Source organism: Pedobacter sp. AJM, from assembly GCF_002197755.1.
In the GTDB taxonomy this organism is placed as follows: Bacteria; Bacteroidota; Bacteroidia; order Sphingobacteriales; family Sphingobacteriaceae; genus Pedobacter.
The window spans coordinates 113,088-131,655 of record NZ_NHOT01000005.1 but is presented as its reverse complement, the minus strand read 5'-3'; the positions used below and the strand labels follow the sequence as shown (position 1 = coordinate 131,655).

Below are 18,568 nucleotides of genomic sequence, written 5' to 3'. Positions count from 1 at the left end.
GCTTGAAAAATTAAAGATGATGGGCTTTTTGATTTTTATGCACCTGGAACTCACTACTCCCGACTAAAAACTCTAAACTCCCTTTTATACTTTCATTTAAAAAAGTTATTTTCATCCCGTTAAAATAAACTAAACAAACCCAATGGCATTAAGTAGGATCTGGTCTGCATTCATTATCGTTGCCATTGTAGTGGCTGGTATAAAGTGTTTCTTTTTAGGGCAAACTGACATTTTCAGCTGGATGGTGATTGGGAAAGCGGATGATGCTGCCAATCCACTCAAATTGGATGGCATCATTCAAACCTGTTGGGTTGCGGTAGAACTTTGTCTTAAATTAATTGGTATTCTGGCATTGTTTATGGGTTTGATGAGTATTGCCGAAAAGGCAGGCGGCATCAGGTTGCTCTCCAGAATTGTTGGGCCATTTTTCTCTAAGCTATTTCCGGATATTCCAAAAGGACATCCTTCCATGGGCCACATGATCATGAACTTTTCTGCCAATTTACTGGGACTTGATAATGCCGCAACACCTTTCGGATTGAAGGCGATGGAAAGTTTGCAGGAACTGAATCCGCAAAAGGATACGGCTTCCAACGCACAGATTATGTTTTTATGCCTGCATGCAGCTGGTTTAAGTTTAATTCCGGTAAGTGTAATTGCCATCAGGGCTTCACAAAATGCCTCTAATCCTACTGATGTTTTTATTCCCTGCCTCATTGTAACTTTTGTAGGTACCATGGCGGCTATGCTTATTGTTTCATTTAAACAGAAAATTAACCTCCTGCAACCGGTGGTTATCGGCTGGATTTTCGGATTATCTGCCGTTATCGCCAGCCTGGTACTTTACATCAGGTCACTGGATGCCGCTGGTATTCAGTCTTTCTCCGGTATATTAAGCAACGGCTTAATCTTATTGATTTTCCTGGTTATTGTATTGGGAGCCTTATATAAAAAAATAGATGTATTTGATGCTTTTATTGAGGGAGCGAAAGATGGATTTAAAACGGCAATCAATATTATTCCTTATTTAGTGGGCATGCTGGTGGCCATCAGTTTACTGCGTACCAGTGGTACTTTCGATGTGGTGATCAATGCCATTAAAAGTGTTTTTGTTTATTTTGGAACGGATACACGTTTTGTAGAGGGACTTCCTACGGCATTAATCAGGCCTTTGAGTGGCGGTGCTGCCAGGGGCATGATGGTGAGTACCATGGAAACCTATGGTGCTGATTCTTTTGCAAGCCGGTTATCCGGTATTTTCCAGGGTGCATCTGATACTACTTTTTATGTTGTTGCGGTTTATTTTGGATCCGTGCAGATTAAAAATACGCGCTACGCCATCGGATCAATGTTACTTGCTGACTTGGTTGGAGTATGTACAGCGATTGGCATTTGTTACCTGTTTTTTGGTTAAGTAACAGTATGATTTACATATGAATGCTAAATTGTTTTTTGATCAGTTCAGCTCGTAGCACTCTATTTTAATAAGGTGTTAAATAAAAAATCCCTGATCCGGTATGGGTCAGAGATTTTTTATGTGATGAGCACTTCGGGTCAGGATTTAAGAAACTTGCGGCGGAACTGAAATTCTGTTGATAATTTCATCAATCGCATCGGGCTCAATTGCTATATGTTTAGAAGCACACCATTTTTCTGTTTTATGGTCTAACCAGATACAAAAAGAATGGTAACCGTCTAAAACAACAGCATAAGTTTCATGAAAATCGTCTTGAATGCGCATGCAAAATCCTTTAAAAATCTTGCCTCTCACAATGAATTGCAGGGATGAATAATTTTCTAACATGGCTCATTATATTTCTGGTTAAGATACAACAAGAAATCACAATGAATGTTTCATCAGTTTTAAGGAATTAATAAATAATCACAAAGCCTGCAGGAATAAGTTAACCTATGTTTAACATATTGGAATAGCCTTTAGCAATCAGCCGTTTTCTTGAAGGTAAAAACACTTCACATTGTAAATTTAAAATGGTTCTCCCCCGTTTAACAACTGCTGTTTCGGCCACAATCTCATCGCCTTCTGCTGCCGGGGCAAAGTAATCTATATAGTTATTTACTGTGGTATACCGATCATTCATGCCCATGGTGTACACTGTTGCACCAATTAAATCGTCAATAATTCCGGCAGTTACACCGCCATGTAAAATCTGGTACGGATTTGTCATTTCCTTTCGAATGGTATACCTGCAAACCAATACACCACTTTCTGCTTTAACCAATACGGGAGCCAGCCAGTTCATATAGTTTGATGGTGAATTGGTCATGACTTTTCCAACAGATTGCCTTAAAAAAGCCAGTCTCTGTTCACTTAATGATTCTTCCATAAGGTATAAATATAGAAAAATCGGCAACATATTCACCCTGCTGATTTCAAGTTCAGTTAAAACGGAACAATCATTTTAAAGCTGATGTTTCTACCCATATTATAAATGCCTGATCTTCCACCTGGCGTGGCGTTATAATATTCAAAATATTTAAGGCGGTTCAGGTGTGACTGATAAGCCACATTGAATATGTTATCCACTTGTATAAAAATATCCATCAGTGTTTTTTCCTTTTTGGATTTGATGGTAGAGCCGATCCCCAGATTAATCAGGGTATAGCCTTTGGTAAAGGTTTCGGTATTATCCAATGCATAAAACCTGTTTTGATCAGCAAAAATAGCCGCATCTATCTTAACATAAGGCTGGTTTAAAAAACCGATGGGATGCTGAGCAGTTGCTTTCAGTTCAGAACGGATTTGCAGGGGTGGAATAAAAGGTAAATACTTCGCATCCTGACCGTGAAGATCTAGCAAGGTTTTATTTTTATTCAAACCAACCACATAAGCCAGGCTATTATTAAAATTTAACCATTTAAACTGTGAAGGGTGAAGATTGATGCTGAACTCAGCACCATAAAGCCTGGCCTTTGATTGCTGGTACTGGTACGTTAAATTACCGGGCACAATCACCACCGGGTTGCCATTATCATCTGTTAAGCGCGACTGATAAATGTAATTCTGAATATCATTATTGAATACTTCCAGGCTCAGATCAGCATCTTTCAGGTAGGCAATGATACCCAGATCCTGTTGCAGGTTAAATTCTGGTTTAAATGTTCTGTTGCCCAGGTAAACAATGTGTGCGCCAGGATCAAGTCCGTTTGAGCCGATTTCGGTAATATTCGGCGCGCGGTAACCACGGGCAATATTGGCTTTGATTAATAGTTTTTCTGATACATTGTAGGTAAGTCCAAGGCTTCCGGACAGGCCATAATAATTCTTACTGAATGCAGGGAATTGTAAATCGCCATGGGGATCAGTGTCGGTAACTTTTTTACCAAAACCAGTCTGCGGATCCGTACCCACATAAAAATTATTCCAGCTGATGTGTCGCCGATCTACCCTTAAGCCACCTGAGATATCTATTTTTCCAAATGATTTACGGGCAAAATAAAAGGCACCGATATCAAACAGGTCATAATCCGGAATGGGAAAATCGGTCGCCGCCTTACTCCTGTTGCCCTGGAGCATTCCATTTATGCCTAAAGTGCTTTGAATGCCTGAAAAATCCGGCAGGTTATATTTAAGATCATAATTAAAGGTATTCAGCACCACATATAAACCAGCCTGGCCAGGCATTGTTGGATGATTATATTCACGGCGAATACTTTGCTGGCCACCAATAAGCACATTTAAATCACCGTTACCAAGCTTGAACTGACTGGTGTTGTACAATCTGAAATGCTGGATATGCTGGTGCAAAGGGTTGATCCTGTAACTATTTAATGCGCTTTCAGGTACTATCGGGCGGTTCTTGATGTCATCGCCATCATCAAGTATCTGTGTGGTAAATTTTCTACTGAGTGAATCCCTGCTCCCATCCGGAATTTCCATCAGGTTATCATAATATGTAACTGCCGTTTTGGAATAGCCCCAGTTTTTATCTACCCTTGCACCTGCTGATAAATTATATTCTCTAAAAGCTGTTCCGTAAACCAGTCCGTCAACCTTGTTCTGGTAATTATGTGCGGTTTTTCCACTGGCCCTGAAGGTATATTTCCAGTCTTCTTTTCGATAAGCCAGGCCCAGCGAGGCGGCAACCAGCCCATTATTGCTTTGGTAGTTAGTGGTGAAATCACCCACCAATTTTTTATTTTCCAATGCAGGGTTCAATGGAATCATATTGATCACCCCAGCCAGGGCATCAGATCCATAAGTTAAACTGGCCGGACCTTTTACCACTTCTGCTCTCGAAATCCCATATTCGTCCACCTCTATACCATGCTCGTCTCCCCATTGCTGGCCTTCCTGCCTCAGTCCGTCATACAAGGTAAGTACACGATTGTAACCCAATCCGCGAATGAATGGCTTGGAAACATTTGGCCCGGTGGTTACTGCCGTAACGCCGGGAATTCCTTTAACAATGGCATCTATTAAATTGGTATTTACCTGCTGATCCATGTTTTTTTTGGATAAAACAGCAATCGGTACCGGGCTTTTCCGCAATGCTGTCGCCCTATTCACGCCGGTAATGACCACATCGTTTAAATCAGCCGCCTGGGCTTTCAGGTTGATGTCGTACTGAAAGCTGTTTCCGCTGACTGATAGTCTCACCATTTCAGACTGAAATCCAACACCAGAAAACTGAACCAATACCGCTTCGTTTCCTTTATAATTAAGTGTGTACTGACCCAAATGATTTGATGTTGTAGACTGACCGGTACCCTGTATTTTAACGGTTATGTTTTCCAATGGTATCTTTTCGCTGGTAATGCGGCCACTAATGGTTCTGGTTTGCCCAAAGACCAATGTAGAAAAAAGGGTAAAGAGCAGCGACAGTATACATTTCATAATTCAGTTTATCTAAAATTAAATTTAGACAAATCTAAATTTAATTTTAAACTAAGCAAATTTTATTTTTAGAATTTAGTCGATATGTCAGATTACCTGCTTAAAAGGATTTTCAAAAAGCAAATTATTTCGGTAGGCCCCGATTTCTGAATCGGTAATTAAACATTTCTCCAGCTCATTTTTTAAAGCCTCGATATCAAGTTCCTGTCCGATAAAAACCAGTTCTGTTTGCCTGTCGCCAAAAATCGGATCCCAGTTGCTAATAATCATTTCTTTATTTTCAAGGTAATCATCATGACTATTTCTTTCGGCTTCATTCATGCTTGCCCACCAGGCACCTGCATATTCTATTCTTAACGAACCGCCGGCCTGCGAGAAATTGATGGCCACATTGCGCATGGCAGCTATCCAGAAAATACCTTTTGAACGGATAATATTTGTCGGAAACTCCTGGTTGAGGTAATTCCAGAATCGTTCCGGATGGAAAGGCCTTTTTGCTGTAAAAACAGTGGAACTGATGCCATATTCTTCTGTTTCAGGCACATGAACTTGATCCAGTTCATTTTTCCAGGCTGTACCTGCAGAAGCCTCTTCGAAATTAAACAGATTGGTATTTAAAACGCATGCCGGATCCAGTTCACTAAAAACTGTCCGGTGAATTTTGGCCTTTGGGTTTAATTTTTTAATTAAAGCTTCAATTAAATTGGCGTCATGAGTCGTTACCAGATCCAGTTTGTTGATCAGGATGACATCTGCAAATTCAATCTGATCCGTTAACAGGTTAACAATGGTTCTTTTATCTGCCGAATCATCGGCCCAGTTTCTGTCCAGCAATATTTCGGCGGTACCAAAATCCCGGTAGAAATTAGATGCATCAACCACCGTAACCATGGTGTCCAGATAGCTGAACCTGCCCAAATCGATATTTGATGCTTCATCCACAAAAGAGAAAGTTTGTGCAACCGGAATCGGTTCGGATATGCCACTGCTTTCAATCAGTAAATAATCAAATCTGTTTTCTCTGGCCAGTTTTTCCACCTCCAGCATCAGGTCTTCCCTTAGGGTACAGCAGATGCAGCCATTGCTCATTTCCACCAGTTTTTCTTCTGTTTTAGATAAACTTCCTTCACGATTAACCAGTTGCGCGTCGATGTTGATTTCGCTCATGTCATTTACAATCACCGCGACTTTCAAACCTTGTTTATTTTTTAAAATGGCGTTAAGTAAGGTGGTTTTACCACTTCCCAAAAAACCGCTTAATACGGTTACAGGCAATCTCTTTATCATAATAATGCAATTAAGTTGCAAATATAACTACAATTTTAATAATGCAACAATATTGCTTTTATATTTGTATCAGTAATCACTTATGAAAATGATCAAAGCTATAAACCTCGATAAGCTCGGGATTACCGCATCTACTGCCTGTGCCATACATTGTGCACTGCTTCCTTTTATTTTAACCTTATTGCCGTTATGGGGACTGGAATTTCTGGCGCATCCCATTATTGAAATCTCCATGATTTTATTTTCGATGGTTTTAGGCATATGGTCTTTAAGTAAATCATACAGGAATACGCATCGCCGGAAACTACCCATTATGATCCTGATTATGGGTTTTATATTCATCTTTACCGGGCATTTTGCGGGAATAGATGTGCTGGAACCCATACTGATTCCGGCCGGAGGTTTCGCCATTGCCTTTGCGCATTTTCTGAACATCAGACTGAGCAAGAGTTGTACACATTAATTTTTTGTATCAATTTCGATTTAACATCCTTCTAAAAAGAAAACAAAATATATTTGCAGCCATGAACAGAAAGATTAAAGTTTTATTTATCACTGCCCTGAGCGCAATCTGCATGATGAACCCCGCCTGCCGGCACGCAACCAACGACGGGCAGGAAATTTATCGCCGTTATGCCATTAAAAATATCCGTTTAATCTCACGTCACAAATTATGATCAGCATCCAATCTCTAGTTCATCAATATCACCAGGCACCATCGATGCAGTTTCCCGACTGGGAAATTAAAGATCAGGAACAATGGTTGTTACTTGGATCGTCTGGTAGCGGAAAAACAACTTTACTTCATATCCTGGCTGGTTTATTGAAACCAAAGAGCGGACATGTACAAATTGATGGTACCAATCTGTATGCTTTGTCTCCTAAAAAAACCGATCAGTTCAGGGGGCAGAAAATAGGTGTTGTTTTCCAGCGGCCACACCTGATCAAGACTTTAAACATCTATGATAATATTGCTATTGCTTCTTCCTTTGCAGGTTTACCTGTGGACGGAAAGCGGATTCTGATGTTGCTGGATACGCTGGGGCTAGCTGGCAAAGCCAAAAATTTTGCAAGTGAGTTAAGCCAGGGGCAGCTGCAGCGGGTTTCTATCGCAAGGGCATTGGTTAATCATCCCTCGGTGCTGATTGCTGATGAACCAACCTCCAGCCTGGATGACGAAAATGCTGAAAATGTGATATCATTGTTAACAGAACAGGCTGCATCAAGCCGCGCGGCTTTAATTGTGGCTACACATGATAACAGAGTGAGAAACCGCCTAAGTCAAGAATATCTATTATCATGAACATATTAAAACTAAGTACAAAAAACTTATCCGGAAATGCGCTCACTACCATTTTAAATATCATCCTGGTGGCGTTTGGAGTAGGTATTTTGTCGATACTTTTTCTGGCCTCCACACAAATCGGCAATAAACTGGAAAGCAATTCTAAAGATATTGATCTGGTGGTAGGCGCGAAAGGCAGTCCGCTGCAGCTCATTTTAAGCAGCATTTATCATATTGATTTTCCGACAGGCAATATTCCGGCTAAAGATGCGCAGGAGCTGATGCAGAATCCGATGGTAAAACGTGCCGTTCCGCTGGCACTTGGTGATAATTATCAGGGTTACCGGATCGTGGGCACAGATTCTACGTTTACAGGCTTATATGGTTTAAAAATAGCTGAAGGGACTTTCTGGAATAAAGATCTTGATGCCACTATTGGCAGTGCGGTAGCACAGGAATCAAAATTAAAGGTTGGTGATAAATTTTTCGGGGCGCACGGTTTATCTAATTCCGACGATGAGCATAAACAACATGCCTATAAAGTTACCGGCATCTTGGCACCCCAGGGTAACGTAACGGATAATCTTATCCTGACCAATATTGGCAGTGTTTATAAAATGCACGAACCCAGTCATGAAGAAGAAAAAGCGCATCATGGCGAAGAGGAAAAGGAAATTAACAACCGGGAAATTACTTCCTTGCTGATCCAGTACCGTTCGCCCATGTCGGTAGTGGTATTTCCGAGAATGGTAAACCAGAGTACAAATATGCAGGCGGCTTCTCCGGCTATGGAAAGCGCCAGGTTATTTTCATTGATTGGTGTGGGTATTGATACCTTGAAATGGTTTGCCATTCTGATTATGGCCATATCTGCATTGAGTGTTTTCATCAGCTTATTTAATTCCATGAAAGAGAAAAAATACGACCTGGCCATTATGCGTTGCCTTGGTGCTTCCAGAACCAAAATCTTTTTTCTGGTAATGCTGGAAGGCTTACTGATTACCTTAACAGGAGCTATAGTGGGTTTAGTCATCGGCCATGTGGCTCTAAGTATGATTGGTCATTTCCAGGAATCTGCCCAGGCACGGCTTACTGGTGTCTATTTTGTGGCTGATGAATTATACCTCATAGGCGCAGGTATGGCTATAGGCATTATTGCAGCGATTATTCCGGCGATACAAACCTACAGGGTTGATATTGCCAGTACCCTTTCAAAAGATAAATAATGAAATACGTTTTGTTGATTGCCTTCTTTTTTTTCAGCTGCGCTGGACTTCGTGCCCAGGTAAAAGTACATAAAGATATGCGTACACCCACCTGGAATTTAATCGGTTTGCGTTATGACAAGCAGGTAGAGCACTTAAAATGGGTAAGTATCTTCCCTCCTGAACTGATGGCCTTAAATAACAAAGTGATTGAACTGCCGGGCTACATCTACCCTACTAAAGTGGGCGCAAAATTTTCAGAGTTTATGCTGTCTATTGTACCTATAGAATCTTGCCCGTTCTGCGGCAGTGGAGATATTCCCTCCATGATTGAGGTGAAAATGGTATCAGCCATCCCTTTTACAGATAGGCCGATTAAAATAAAAGGGAAATTTGTGATCAATAATTCTGGAGATGACCGTTCTGAATTCTTTTTATTAGGTGCTAAACAAATCCCATGAGAAAGCTGACTGTAATCATTTTATTTTTTTATGTAAATTTTTGCTCGGCACAACAGAAACCGCACCGGCCGGGTGATGAACTGCGGTCGCTAAACTGGGATGTGATTGGTAGCGTTAAATTTGAACTGAACGATAAAAATGAGCTCCTCCCGATTTACGGACCAACCATCAATCGTTTTAAGGATGCCGAGTTTGATTTGACTGGTTACCTGATTCCTGTCAAAAGCGGTAAAAAACAACAAAGGTTTTTATTGGCTACCCTACCCATCAATCAGTGCTTTTTTTGCGGGCAGAATGGTGTGCCCATCATGATTATGGTGGAACTCAGTGATCCGGTTGATTTTACCGATAAACCCATCCGGGTAAAAGGAATTTTAAAGCTGGCCAATACCAACGCCACTTATGAACCGCCTGTATCCATTAAGAATGCCAAAGTAATTCGTTAATTTTACATTATGAACCAGAAGGAAACACAGCAATATGAAGATCTTTTAGTTAAAAACGGACTGAAAAGGACAGGCGCACGCTTACAGGTTTTAGATATTTTATCTCACCGTGATTCTGCCACCTCTCAGCCTTATCTGGAAAATGTGGTGGGCAAGGAAATTGACCGGGTAACCCTTTACCGGATTTTAAAAACTTTTGAAGAGAAAGGCATTATCCACCGGGTTTTAGATAATCAGGGTACGGCTAATTATGCCATCTGCTCCAATTCCTGTTCGGAACATGACCACCATGATGAGCATGTGCATTTCAACTGCAGTAAGTGTTTACAGGTTTATTGCCTGGATGAGGTGAAGATTCCGTCATTAAAAATTGAAAAAGGCTTTAAAATTGAAGATATGAATCTGGTTGTTTCGGGAATTTGTAAGGCCTGCAATAAGGCTAATTAATTCGCTATGAATTGGTTATTCCTGCGAATTTAAAATCATTGAAAATTCTTTAAAATATATTTTTGCTTTATAGATAGAACTTCTATATTTGCAGCTCATTAAAAAATGAGCCTCGGTAGCTCAGCTGGATAGAGCGTCGGTTTTCTAAACCGAGGGTCAGGGGTTCGAGTCCCTTCCGGGGTACGTTTAAAGGTCTTTAGTTATGCTAAAGGCCTTTTTTTATACCAGAACTTTTCAGGTTTTCTCTGGCTCCGTTATTATGTCCAATACGATATTTTCGCCAACGCTTTTATAGAACACAAAAAAGCCGCTTCGAAATAATTCGAAGCGGCTTAATTACCTAACCTAATTATACCTTACATTTTCGCAGCAGCTTTTTTAGCTTTGTGGTGATGTTTGGTATGCGCTTTTTTTACATGTGTTTTTTCTGTTTTTGCTTTAACAGGTTCTTTGGTTTGAGCATTTGCTGCATTTACAGCGAAAGTAGCTACCAGGGCGATCATTAAAACTTTAATTGCTTTCATTTTGATATGATTTAGGGGTTAATAAACCTTGTTAATTGTTTAATAAATTTCTACATATCAAATGAAGAATTGATGAATTTATCCCTTCTTTTAAATTAATTATTGTTGGTGCTAATCTATGGCAATCAACTGGTTAAATACGGCCATGGTAGCTACCGGAGCATCCGCCGGGTAAGTGGTATAATGAATGGTCAGCTTATGCTGATCAATGGAAAACTTTCCGCTATCAAATAAAATATAATTTACCGGGGTATTCGTGATGATTTTGCCCGTAGCAGATTTCTCAAGGTTACTCGCAGTATTCACAATTAAACGATCTCCGGAAATCGTATATTTGCCAATCACTTCCATTTGCCAATATTGATTATTCTGATCTCTGATTTGCATGGAGAATTGCCCTCCGGTTGCGAAAAGCAATCTCCTGCTATATGCTTTTTGAGGTGTTTCTTCCCATGCCCCGGTTAAGACATCCTTTGGTACAGCAGGTATTTTGTCTTTCCTACAAGAAACGATGACCAAAGAAAGTAAAAGTAGCAACCCGCTAATTGATCGTAATTTATGCTTCATATTTTTATTAGTTTACATGATAAACGGTTAGAAGATCATAAAACGCTACAAAACAGAAGTATATTTGTTTAAAATTAATCAGGAATAAGCGGAAGTTTGAATTTATCGCTAAATGCTAAGCATCTTCACCATTCCATACATCATCATCAGCTTGTTTAATTTCATCATGACTGGATGTGGCCGATTTAAATTCTTCATGGTGATAATTGCGTTCGGGATTTTCAGGCAGCATATCCTCGTGGTTCGGAATCGTTTTCCTTAAATGTTCTGGTTTTTTCACCTCTGGCAAGTCATCATGAATAACGGAAGGCGTTAAAATCTTTTTTTCGGGATGCAGGTTATTTTCCATAATGATTAAAGGGCAAATTTCAAGCCACAAGCAAAGATGCATTTAAAATAGGATCAAATAACAAAAAAGTTAGAGGTACTGATAGCGTTTGTGGAATGAGATTTTATGATACTCCTAAATAAAAATGAGGCCTTTTGAGCCTCATTTTACACGACCAATGTTTAATAGTTACCGGTCACCCCTACTTCCAGTCCGCGCAATTCTGCAAGTCCCCTTAACCGGCCTATGGCTGAATAACCAGGATTGCTTTGCTTGGCCAGATCATCCAGCATCTGGTGGCCATGATCCGGACGAAATGGAATTGACCGGTCTCTCAAAGCATTTTCTGCCGAAAGGGCTTTCATGATTTCATACATATTTACATCACCGCCCAGGTGGTCCGCTTCGTAAAAACTACCATCTTCATCTTTACTCACGTTGCGTAAATGCGCAAAATATATTCTGTCTTTTACGAGGTTAAAAATTTCCAGGGCATTGTTTTTCATCCCTGCACCTAATGATCCCGTGCAGAAACATACGCCATTAAATGCTTGGTTAACTTCTTCTATGATATATTTAAAATCTTCCAGCGTGCTGGCGATGCGTGGCAGTCCTAAAATCGGATAAGGCGGATCATCAGGATGAATGGTCATTTTGATGCCTTCTGCTGTACATACATTGGCAATAGCATTTAAAAAATATTTCAGGTTTTCTTTTAAACCCTGCGTTCCGATGGCAGCATATTCATCAATACTGGTCCTCAAGGTTTCCAGTTCAATTTCTTTTTCATTTGGGATGCCCATTAAAACGTTAATCCGCAAATCAGTTAGTTCATGTGCACCCATTGTGGCATATTTATCTGCTGCACGTTTTAAAATCGATTCGGAATAGTCCTCTCTGGCACCTGCCCTTTTTAAAATATACAGGTCAAATATGGCGAGGTCAATCCAGTTGAAATATAAAGCTTTTGATCCATCTGTCATTTCCAGATCAAGCTGTGTACGGGTCCAGTCTAACACTGGCATGAAATTGTAACACACAATTTTTATTCCACAGGCCGAGAGGTTTTGAAGGGAAATTTTATAATTCTCCAGGTAGTGATCTGCATCTGCCCTTCGGGTTTTAATGGCCTCATGTACCGGTACACTTTCTACTACAGACCATGTTAAACCGGCTGCTTCAATAATGGCTTTCCTTTCTTCAATGTCTTCCAATGGCCAGATTTCACCATGGGGAATATGATGAAGTGCTGTTACAATCCCCGTTGCGGCTGCCTGCTTCACATCTTGCAAACTTACCGGATCAGCAGGACCATACCAGCGCCAGGTTTGTTCTAATTTTTTATAATTCATGTTATATTTGGTTAATCTATCCGATCCTTTAAGAGCCTTGCGTTAAATCTGAAATTTTTAATTAAACACCAGAAAATGCGCAGAAACCACCATCTACGGTAATGTTTTCTCCGTTGACAAACTTCGATGCATCACTTAAAAGATAAACCAGCGCCCCAATTAATTCTTCAGGTGCACCAAAACGTTTAAACGGCGTTTTAGTAATAATGGCATTACCTCTGGCAGTTAATGAGCCATCCGGATTGGTGAGCAATGCCCGGTTTTGGTTGGTAATGAAAAATCCGGGTACGATGCCATTGATTCTGATTTTATCCTGATAACGGTTAGCGAGTTCTACCGACATCCATTTGGTATAACTGTCAACAGCAGATTTAGCCATGGAATACCCCAATACCCTGGTGATGGCCTGTGTGGCAGAAACCGAAGATATATTGACGATACTGCCACCATTTTTAGCAATCTCCTGACCAAAAATTTGAGTTGGGATAATGGTTCCGAACAAGTTTAAATCGAAAACCTGTTTCAAGGCTGAAATGTTAAGGTCAAATATGTCGCTTCCCGGCTGGATTACGGCCTCGGCTACGTTGCCTCCCGCTGCATTCACCAAAGCATCTATTTTGCCATAGGTTTCCATAATTCGTGTTTTGGCTGCCAGGAGCGCCTGCTCATCCAGCACATTTGCGATAATATAGATGGCTTTGCCACCGGCATCGGTTACTTCTTTTGCACGGAGTTTCGCTACCTCCTCATTTCGGCCAATAACCACAAGACTTGCTTCCGCGGCATGCAGGCCCTGAAGAAATGCTTCACCCAATACGCCTGTTGCGCCGGTTACCACCACTACTTTATCTTTTAAAGAGAAAAGATTTTCGATTTTTTTGATCATGTTTAGGTTTTTATCTGGTTTATTCTACCACTAATGTGGTAATGGAATGTGGCAGGCTGGTGGTATTCGCAGCCTCTCCCTTAATCCACAAACTATATTTTAATTTCTCATCTGACTGATTCATCACCACCACCACTAATTTGCCATCGGTATTCAGGAAAGCAGTCGATTGCAATAAATCTCTGCTGGAAGCTACGCCTACTCTTTTAGCACCCGGACGGATAAATTTGGAAAAATGGCCCATATAATAATAAGCATTGGTATAGATAAGCTTATTTTTTTTAAGATCTGCATGCACAGGTGCAAAACAAAAATTTCCCACATGGTTTGGTCCGCCCTTTTCGTCTAAAAGAATATTCCAATCGGTCCAGGCTGCAGTCCCGGCATTAAAATCATTGATCATGGAATAGCCATAACGCTCTCCCAAAGTCCAGTCATCCAATTTATTTACATCAAATTTTTCTTTGCAACCTTCAGTAAAAATCAATGCCTTATCCGGATAAGCCTCATGTGTTTGGCGTACGTTGCCAAACTGCATGCCGCTGCCTGTCCAGGTTTCATACCAGTGGAAACCGATGCCCCAAACGTATTTAGCAGCATCTTTATCGTTTAGAATGGTACTTGCCCTCTGGAAAATCTGATCACGGTTATGATCCCAGGCGATTAACTTTTTAGATGCTAGGCCTGATTTTTGCAAAGTTGGGCCTAAGAAATTCTTGATAAAATCACGTTCTTCTTCAGCTGTATATACACATGATTCCCAGATCTGTTTAGCCATGGGTTCATTCTGAACAGATAAACCCCAGATCGGAATGCCCATTGCTTCATAAGTTTTAATGAACTTTACATAATGGTTAGCCCAGCTCTGGTGAAATTCAGGAAGCAGGTGTCCGCCTTTAATTAAGCTGTTGTTATCCTTCATCCAGGCGGGTGGCGACCAAGGGCTTACAAATAAAGTTAATTTACCGCCAGCGGCAGCAGTGGCCTGTTTGATTAACGGAATTTTAAACTGCTCATCATGTGCTACACTAAAGGTTTTTAAATCTTTATCTCCATCTTTCACATAAGTATAACTGTCGCTGGAGAAATCGCAGCTGGCAATATTGGTCCGGGCCAGTGTATAGCCGATTCCCTTATCTTTATTATAATAGGCTTCCAGTAATTCCTGCTGGTTCTTTTTAGATAGCCTGGCAAACGTTTCAGCCGAGGCATCAGTTAAGGCACCGCCGATCCCCACCATGGTTTGATACTTTACCGTGGGGTCTACAAAAATGCAGGGTTCTGTTTCAAAAGGTTGCTTATTTTCTATGAAATTTAATGTTTCTGTTTTACTGATCCGGTATTCAGACTTTTCAGCTGTGGTGTAAACCGTTACTTTTTTATTTCCGATGCTATAGTTTGCGGCGGGCCTGGTTATCTGTTTCTTTTGCTGTGCCGATGTACTAAAAGCTGTTGCCAGAAGCAGTAAAACACTTAAATGTTGTTTCATTATTATTTCTTTAATTTACGTTTAGATCTTCAAAGAGATCTCAGTTGAATGATTGCCGAATTTCAGGATAAAACCATTGATTCTACCCAGACAAACATCATTTTAACGTATCTTTTTTATGGATGATGTCTGTTAACCGCCTAACAGGCTATCCCTTAAAAAGATAAATTTTAATTATTTATATTTCGCTTGCATTTGATCATAAAAATCTTTCACAACAAAAAAAGCTTTCTTTTTCTTCCCGGTTTCACTGATCAGCCCTTTGCGGTTCCAGAAATTCTGATAAACAGGGTGCTGTCTTCTCGGCGACCTGAAATCAGCCAGAATCCATGGTGTTACCCCGCGTAATGCATTGATTTTACTTAACATGCTAAACTGATTTTTATAAAGTGCTTCCTGGTATTCTTCACTCCAGCGGGTACTTTCATCACCGTGAAATCCACCCAAGGCATCTCCGCCAAATTCGCTGATAACTACTGGTTTTTTATATTTGATATCAAAAGTATATTTAGACAGTTCTGCCGGTGTGCCGCCCCAGTACCAGCCTGCATATTCATTAAAGCTCACCAAATCGATGACTTCACCCAAAGGATCATTTAAAACCATGGTATTGCCCTCACGGTGAACTTCCAATGCTGCAGCCACCAGTCGACTGTCGTCAAGCATACGTGCTGTTTCGGCCAGATTTCTCATGAAACTCAGGCGGGCTTCGCTCAGTGGTGTTTCATTTCCAATTGACCAGATGATTACACTTGCACGGTTTTTGTCCCTTACAATTAAATCGGTCAGCTGTTGTTTCGCATTCGCATAGGTGGAAGGATTGGTCCAGCTAATGGTCCAGTACACCGGCACTTCGGCCCACACCATTAATCCCATTTCATCGGCTAAGCGCAGCATTTCTTCGTTATGAGGATAATGTGCCAGGCGAACATAGTTGCAGTTCATGTCTTTTGCCCATTGCAACATCATCCTCATATCACCTTCCGAGCGCAAACGGCCTGCCAGCAACGGATTTTCATCATGAATGGAAACACCACGCAGGAAAGTACTTTTACCATTCAGAAGAATAGAATCACCCTTTACCTGAATGGTTCTGAACCCAATTTTATCGTTGATGTCTTCCTTATCGCTTTTAATATTCACGCCATACAACTTCGGACTTTCAGGCGTCCAAAGGGATAAATTATTCCAGGTAAATTCATCATTGATTTTTCCTTCGGCATCAGTTTTATATTTCTTTTCAAGCTTTAATTCTGGGATAGACAGGGTAATGTCCTGCCCTGCTGTCGCGTCAGACAGTTTCATAGAGAAATTAAGCAGGTTATTATTTCCCTTTACAAGCTGGAGTTTATAGTCACTGATGAAATGATCCGGAAATTCGGCCAGATAAACATCGCGTGTAATTCCACCATAATTCCACCAGTCAGTATTCACCGTAGGGATTTCATCAGGCTTACGGATATTGTCAACTTTCAAAATTAGTGTATTTTCACCTGGCTTTAAACCAGCTGTAACATCAAACTGGAAAGGCGTAAAACCACCTTTATGGATGCCCAGCTTTTTACCATTCAGGTAAACATGTGCCTCATAGTTCACAGCTCCGAAGTACACATAATATTTTTTTCCCTTTTCTGGCTTAACATCAAATTTTCTGCGCAGCCAAACATTACCCTCGTAAAGGGATAATTGTTCTGATTGAGAATTCCAGTCTCCGGGAACATTCATCTGTGGCGAGAGGTCAAAATTATATTCTATTAATTCTGTTTTGTCTTTCTGTACCCGGTCATCATAATACCCTCCCGTTCCACTTTTAGATTCATCAAAAGGCTGATGACGGTAATCGTAATAACCGTTTTCATAGGGATCAACAATATAATTCCATTTACCATTTAAACTCTGGAATTTTCTGCCCTGGATGTTCTGGATAGCACTAACCTGGGCACTGGCGATAAATGAAAAGCAAACGAAAAGTATGATATAACCTGATCTAAGCATAATTATTTTTCTTTAATGTGTAATGAACTGATCCAAAACTAACAATTAATTAACAGACGGTGTTTCCAAAAGGCAGGTAATTTGAAGAAAATTTATGTTAAAAGACTTTAATCGATTATTTTTTCTGATATCACCATTCCACTTATTCCCCTGCAAATGATACATTATTATAGCTGATCAACTGCATGTATTACGTTGGAAAGATTCGGTTATGGATAAAGTTCCGGGCATAGAAAAGATAATGATCATAGGTTATTGTTTGCAGAACGAATTTAAAAAAGCTTCATACAGGATCTGATTAAAGTAGCATATAAATAAAGTAAATCGGTTTCCATCACCATTTCAAACGTTTGAAATAATTACAGATTTTGCTTAACTATGCGTAGAGATTTAAAAGATGATTCGCAACACACCCGTTACGCTGAAATTCCTGGCCGAAAAACTAAAAATGTCGGTATCTACCGTTTCTAAAGCACTGAACGATTATCCCACCATTAATGCCTATACCAAAAAGCGCGTTCAGGAAATGGCCAGGGAGCTGCACTTCACCCCAAACAAATCAGCCATTAATTTACAGGAAAGAAAATCACGGATCATTGGCATTATCCTGCCCAATCTTTTAGATCATTTTTTTACTAGAAGCATTTATGGTGTAGAGCAATTTGCCACCGCAAACGGCTATAACGTGATCATTAAACAAACCCACGATGAACTGGAAAAGGAAATTCAGGCTGCAGATATGCTGCTGAAAAGCCGGGTGGATGGATTAATTATTGCCATTTCTAAAAATACACAAGATTTTGCCCACCTGGGCCAGTTCGAAAACCTGGGTATACCTGTAGTTTATTATGCCAGAAATCCAAGTTTCAATTTAAGCTGTCATAAAGTGCTGGGCAATACTTTTCAGGGTTGTTATGAAGCCAGCCGTTTTTTAATCCAGCGGAAGCACCGGCAGATTGCCTACCTCGGCGGCCCTAAAATGATCAGTTTTACGCACGACCGCTTTAATGGATATATTCATGCCCTCAGAGATCATGACATCCCTTTTAATGCCGATCTGGTGGCCTATACGGATTTTGATCAGCAGAGTACGATAGCGGCTATACAGCAATTATTCTCGAATACCGATTATTTACCTACAGCCCTGGTGGCGTTTAAAGAATCCGTTTTGTTTGATGCAATTAAATACCTGCGCGCTGTAAATTATGCCCACCTTCGGAATATGGAATTTATAGGTTTTGGCAATCATGCCTTTATCAGTTACTTGGATATTCCGCCTGTTGCCTCTGTAGAAGAACAGCCGGAGGACGTGGGTGAAAATGCGGTGAAACTACTGCTTCAACTGATGAATAAAGAAATTGACCACTCAGAATACCAGAAGATCATGGTAGATTGCAGGTTGGTTGTTTATGAGTAGTAACAATAAGCCTGCCTGAAAACA

General features: G+C 40.4%; 20 protein-coding genes and 1 tRNA gene. 10 read left to right on the top strand and 11 right to left on the bottom strand.

Translation table 11 applies throughout. From position 1 onward, the window contains the following. Positions 1 to 142 precede the first annotated feature (142 nt). Complete coding sequence (locus CBW18_RS12495; protein WP_088301673.1) at positions 143 to 1,414, top strand: nucleoside recognition domain-containing protein; 1,272 nt, start codon at positions 143 to 145, stop codon at positions 1,412 to 1,414. Positions 1,415 to 1,561: 147 nt separating this feature from the next. Here CBW18_RS12495 and CBW18_RS12490 read toward each other — a convergent pair whose 3' ends face one another. The 4 genes from CBW18_RS12490 to CBW18_RS12475 form a co-directional block, all read right to left on the bottom strand. Beyond that, positions 1,562 to 1,804 carry a hypothetical protein gene (locus CBW18_RS12490; protein WP_088301672.1) on the bottom strand — a complete coding sequence of 81 codons (243 nt, stop codon included), beginning with the start codon at positions 1,802 to 1,804 and terminating at the stop codon, positions 1,562 to 1,564. A 100-nt stretch (positions 1,805 to 1,904) separates the two neighbouring features. Continuing rightward, positions 1,905 to 2,345 (bottom strand): PaaI family thioesterase, encoded by a 441-nt coding sequence (locus CBW18_RS12485; RefSeq protein WP_088301829.1) that lies wholly within the window; start codon positions 2,343 to 2,345, stop codon positions 1,905 to 1,907. A gap of 56 nt (positions 2,346 to 2,401) precedes the next feature. After that, on the bottom strand, positions 2,402 to 4,855 hold the full coding sequence (locus CBW18_RS12480; RefSeq protein WP_088301671.1) for a TonB-dependent receptor domain-containing protein: 2,454 nt from the start codon (positions 4,853 to 4,855) through the stop codon (positions 2,402 to 2,404). Between the two features lie 87 nt (positions 4,856 to 4,942). Further along, positions 4,943 to 6,142 (bottom strand): GTP-binding protein, encoded by a 1,200-nt coding sequence (locus CBW18_RS12475; RefSeq protein ID WP_088301670.1) that lies wholly within the window; start codon positions 6,140 to 6,142, stop codon positions 4,943 to 4,945. Positions 6,143 to 6,230: 88 nt separating this feature from the next. Between CBW18_RS12475 and CBW18_RS12470 the strand changes: the two genes are divergently transcribed. The 8 genes from CBW18_RS12470 (at position 6,231) to CBW18_RS12440 (ending at position 10,169) form a co-directional block, all read left to right on the top strand. Continuing rightward, complete coding sequence (locus tag CBW18_RS12470; RefSeq protein ID WP_253249026.1) at positions 6,231 to 6,605, top strand: MerC domain-containing protein; 375 nt, start codon at positions 6,231 to 6,233, stop codon at positions 6,603 to 6,605. A 61-nt stretch (positions 6,606 to 6,666) separates the two neighbouring features. Beyond that, positions 6,667 to 6,819, top strand: coding sequence for a hypothetical protein (locus tag CBW18_RS21400; protein WP_172406514.1), 153 nt, complete (start codon positions 6,667 to 6,669; stop codon positions 6,817 to 6,819). Continuing rightward, the gene (locus tag CBW18_RS12465; RefSeq protein ID WP_088301668.1) at positions 6,816 to 7,445 is read left to right on the top strand and encodes an ABC transporter ATP-binding protein; all 630 of its coding nucleotides are present in this window, start codon (positions 6,816 to 6,818) and stop codon (positions 7,443 to 7,445) included. Before CBW18_RS21400 ends, CBW18_RS12465 begins: the two co-directional genes overlap by 4 nt. Next, complete coding sequence (locus tag CBW18_RS12460; RefSeq protein WP_088301667.1) at positions 7,442 to 8,653, top strand: FtsX-like permease family protein; 1,212 nt, start codon at positions 7,442 to 7,444, stop codon at positions 8,651 to 8,653. Before CBW18_RS12465 ends, CBW18_RS12460 begins: the two co-directional genes overlap by 4 nt. Then, positions 8,653 to 9,093: a hypothetical protein gene (locus CBW18_RS12455; RefSeq protein WP_088301666.1), complete on the top strand. Its 441-nt coding sequence runs from the start codon at positions 8,653 to 8,655 to the stop codon at positions 9,091 to 9,093. The genes CBW18_RS12460 and CBW18_RS12455 overlap by 1 nt, the downstream gene beginning before the upstream one ends. Further along, positions 9,090 to 9,539 (top strand): hypothetical protein, encoded by a 450-nt coding sequence (locus CBW18_RS12450; RefSeq protein ID WP_253249025.1) that lies wholly within the window; start codon positions 9,090 to 9,092, stop codon positions 9,537 to 9,539. Before CBW18_RS12455 ends, CBW18_RS12450 begins: the two co-directional genes overlap by 4 nt. Before the next feature lie 9 nt (positions 9,540 to 9,548). Next, positions 9,549 to 9,986 carry a Fur family transcriptional regulator gene (locus CBW18_RS12445; protein ID WP_088301665.1) on the top strand — a complete coding sequence of 146 codons (438 nt, stop codon included), beginning with the start codon at positions 9,549 to 9,551 and terminating at the stop codon, positions 9,984 to 9,986. 109 nt (positions 9,987 to 10,095) lie between these two features. Beyond that, positions 10,096 to 10,169, top strand: a tRNA-Arg gene (locus tag CBW18_RS12440). Between the two features lie 173 nt (positions 10,170 to 10,342). On the opposite strand, the gene CBW18_RS21395 is transcribed toward CBW18_RS12440, so the two are convergent. From CBW18_RS21395 to CBW18_RS12410, 7 genes are all read right to left on the bottom strand, one after another. Beyond that, positions 10,343 to 10,510 (bottom strand): hypothetical protein, encoded by a 168-nt coding sequence (locus CBW18_RS21395; protein ID WP_172406513.1) that lies wholly within the window; start codon positions 10,508 to 10,510, stop codon positions 10,343 to 10,345. A gap of 111 nt (positions 10,511 to 10,621) precedes the next feature. After that, positions 10,622 to 11,077, bottom strand: coding sequence for a hypothetical protein (locus CBW18_RS21250; protein WP_140418675.1), 456 nt, complete (start codon positions 11,075 to 11,077; stop codon positions 10,622 to 10,624). Positions 11,078 to 11,192: 115 nt separating this feature from the next. Then, positions 11,193 to 11,426: a hypothetical protein gene (locus CBW18_RS12430; protein ID WP_088301663.1), complete on the bottom strand. Its 234-nt coding sequence runs from the start codon at positions 11,424 to 11,426 to the stop codon at positions 11,193 to 11,195. A gap of 161 nt (positions 11,427 to 11,587) precedes the next feature. Further along, positions 11,588 to 12,757 (bottom strand): mannonate dehydratase, encoded by a 1,170-nt coding sequence (uxuA, locus tag CBW18_RS12425; RefSeq protein WP_088301662.1) that lies wholly within the window; start codon positions 12,755 to 12,757, stop codon positions 11,588 to 11,590. Between the two features lie 61 nt (positions 12,758 to 12,818). Further along, positions 12,819 to 13,643 carry an SDR family oxidoreductase gene (locus tag CBW18_RS12420; protein ID WP_088301661.1) on the bottom strand — a complete coding sequence of 275 codons (825 nt, stop codon included), beginning with the start codon at positions 13,641 to 13,643 and terminating at the stop codon, positions 12,819 to 12,821. Between the two features lie 19 nt (positions 13,644 to 13,662). Further along, positions 13,663 to 15,132, bottom strand: coding sequence for a glycoside hydrolase family 30 beta sandwich domain-containing protein (locus CBW18_RS12415; protein WP_088301660.1), 1,470 nt, complete (start codon positions 15,130 to 15,132; stop codon positions 13,663 to 13,665). Positions 15,133 to 15,306: 174 nt separating this feature from the next. Continuing rightward, the gene (locus CBW18_RS12410) at positions 15,307 to 17,127 is read right to left on the bottom strand and encodes a glycoside hydrolase family 2 protein (protein WP_088301659.1); all 1,821 of its coding nucleotides are present in this window, start codon (positions 17,125 to 17,127) and stop codon (positions 15,307 to 15,309) included. 397 nt (positions 17,128 to 17,524) lie between these two features. Here CBW18_RS12410 and CBW18_RS12405 point away from each other — a divergent pair, with 397 nt between their 5' ends. After that, positions 17,525 to 18,544, top strand: a complete 1,020-nt coding sequence (locus CBW18_RS12405) for a LacI family DNA-binding transcriptional regulator (RefSeq protein ID WP_088301658.1) — start codon at positions 17,525 to 17,527, stop codon at positions 18,542 to 18,544. Positions 18,545 to 18,568: the final 24 nt, after the last annotated feature.

What these genes read in the sequence shown, in the direction of transcription:
- CBW18_RS12455 (WP_088301666.1), top strand. Translation starts at nt 8,653, where the DNA reads ATGAAATACGTTTTGTTGATTGCCTTCTTTTTTTTCAGCTGCGCTGGA.
- CBW18_RS12415 (WP_088301660.1), bottom strand. Translation starts at nt 15,132, where the DNA reads ATGAAACAACATTTAAGTGTTTTACTGCTTCTGGCAACAGCTTTTAGT.
- CBW18_RS12470 (WP_253249026.1), top strand. Translation starts at nt 6,231, where the DNA reads ATGATCAAAGCTATAAACCTCGATAAGCTCGGGATTACCGCATCTACT.
- CBW18_RS12495 (WP_088301673.1), top strand. Translation starts at nt 143, where the DNA reads ATGGCATTAAGTAGGATCTGGTCTGCATTCATTATCGTTGCCATTGTA.
- uxuA (WP_088301662.1), bottom strand. Translation starts at nt 12,757, where the DNA reads ATGAATTATAAAAAATTAGAACAAACCTGGCGCTGGTATGGTCCTGCT.
- CBW18_RS12460 (WP_088301667.1), top strand. Translation starts at nt 7,442, where the DNA reads ATGAACATATTAAAACTAAGTACAAAAAACTTATCCGGAAATGCGCTC.
- CBW18_RS12490 (WP_088301672.1), bottom strand. Translation starts at nt 1,804, where the DNA reads ATGTTAGAAAATTATTCATCCCTGCAATTCATTGTGAGAGGCAAGATT.
- CBW18_RS21250 (WP_140418675.1), bottom strand. Translation starts at nt 11,077, where the DNA reads ATGAAGCATAAATTACGATCAATTAGCGGGTTGCTACTTTTACTTTCT.
- CBW18_RS12485 (WP_088301829.1), bottom strand. Translation starts at nt 2,345, where the DNA reads ATGGAAGAATCATTAAGTGAACAGAGACTGGCTTTTTTAAGGCAATCT.
- CBW18_RS12420 (WP_088301661.1), bottom strand. Translation starts at nt 13,643, where the DNA reads ATGATCAAAAAAATCGAAAATCTTTTCTCTTTAAAAGATAAAGTAGTG.
- CBW18_RS12445 (WP_088301665.1), top strand. Translation starts at nt 9,549, where the DNA reads ATGAACCAGAAGGAAACACAGCAATATGAAGATCTTTTAGTTAAAAAC.
- CBW18_RS21395 (WP_172406513.1), bottom strand. Translation starts at nt 10,510, where the DNA reads ATGAAAGCAATTAAAGTTTTAATGATCGCCCTGGTAGCTACTTTCGCT.
- CBW18_RS12480 (WP_088301671.1), bottom strand. Translation starts at nt 4,855, where the DNA reads ATGAAATGTATACTGTCGCTGCTCTTTACCCTTTTTTCTACATTGGTC.
- CBW18_RS12410 (WP_088301659.1), bottom strand. Translation starts at nt 17,127, where the DNA reads ATGCTTAGATCAGGTTATATCATACTTTTCGTTTGCTTTTCATTTATC.
- CBW18_RS12475 (WP_088301670.1), bottom strand. Translation starts at nt 6,142, where the DNA reads ATGATAAAGAGATTGCCTGTAACCGTATTAAGCGGTTTTTTGGGAAGT.
- CBW18_RS12405 (WP_088301658.1), top strand. Translation starts at nt 17,525, where the DNA reads ATGATTCGCAACACACCCGTTACGCTGAAATTCCTGGCCGAAAAACTA.
- CBW18_RS12465 (WP_088301668.1), top strand. Translation starts at nt 6,816, where the DNA reads ATGATCAGCATCCAATCTCTAGTTCATCAATATCACCAGGCACCATCG.
- CBW18_RS21400 (WP_172406514.1), top strand. Translation starts at nt 6,667, where the DNA reads ATGAACAGAAAGATTAAAGTTTTATTTATCACTGCCCTGAGCGCAATC.
- CBW18_RS12430 (WP_088301663.1), bottom strand. Translation starts at nt 11,426, where the DNA reads ATGGAAAATAACCTGCATCCCGAAAAAAAGATTTTAACGCCTTCCGTT.
- CBW18_RS12450 (WP_253249025.1), top strand. Translation starts at nt 9,090, where the DNA reads ATGAGAAAGCTGACTGTAATCATTTTATTTTTTTATGTAAATTTTTGC.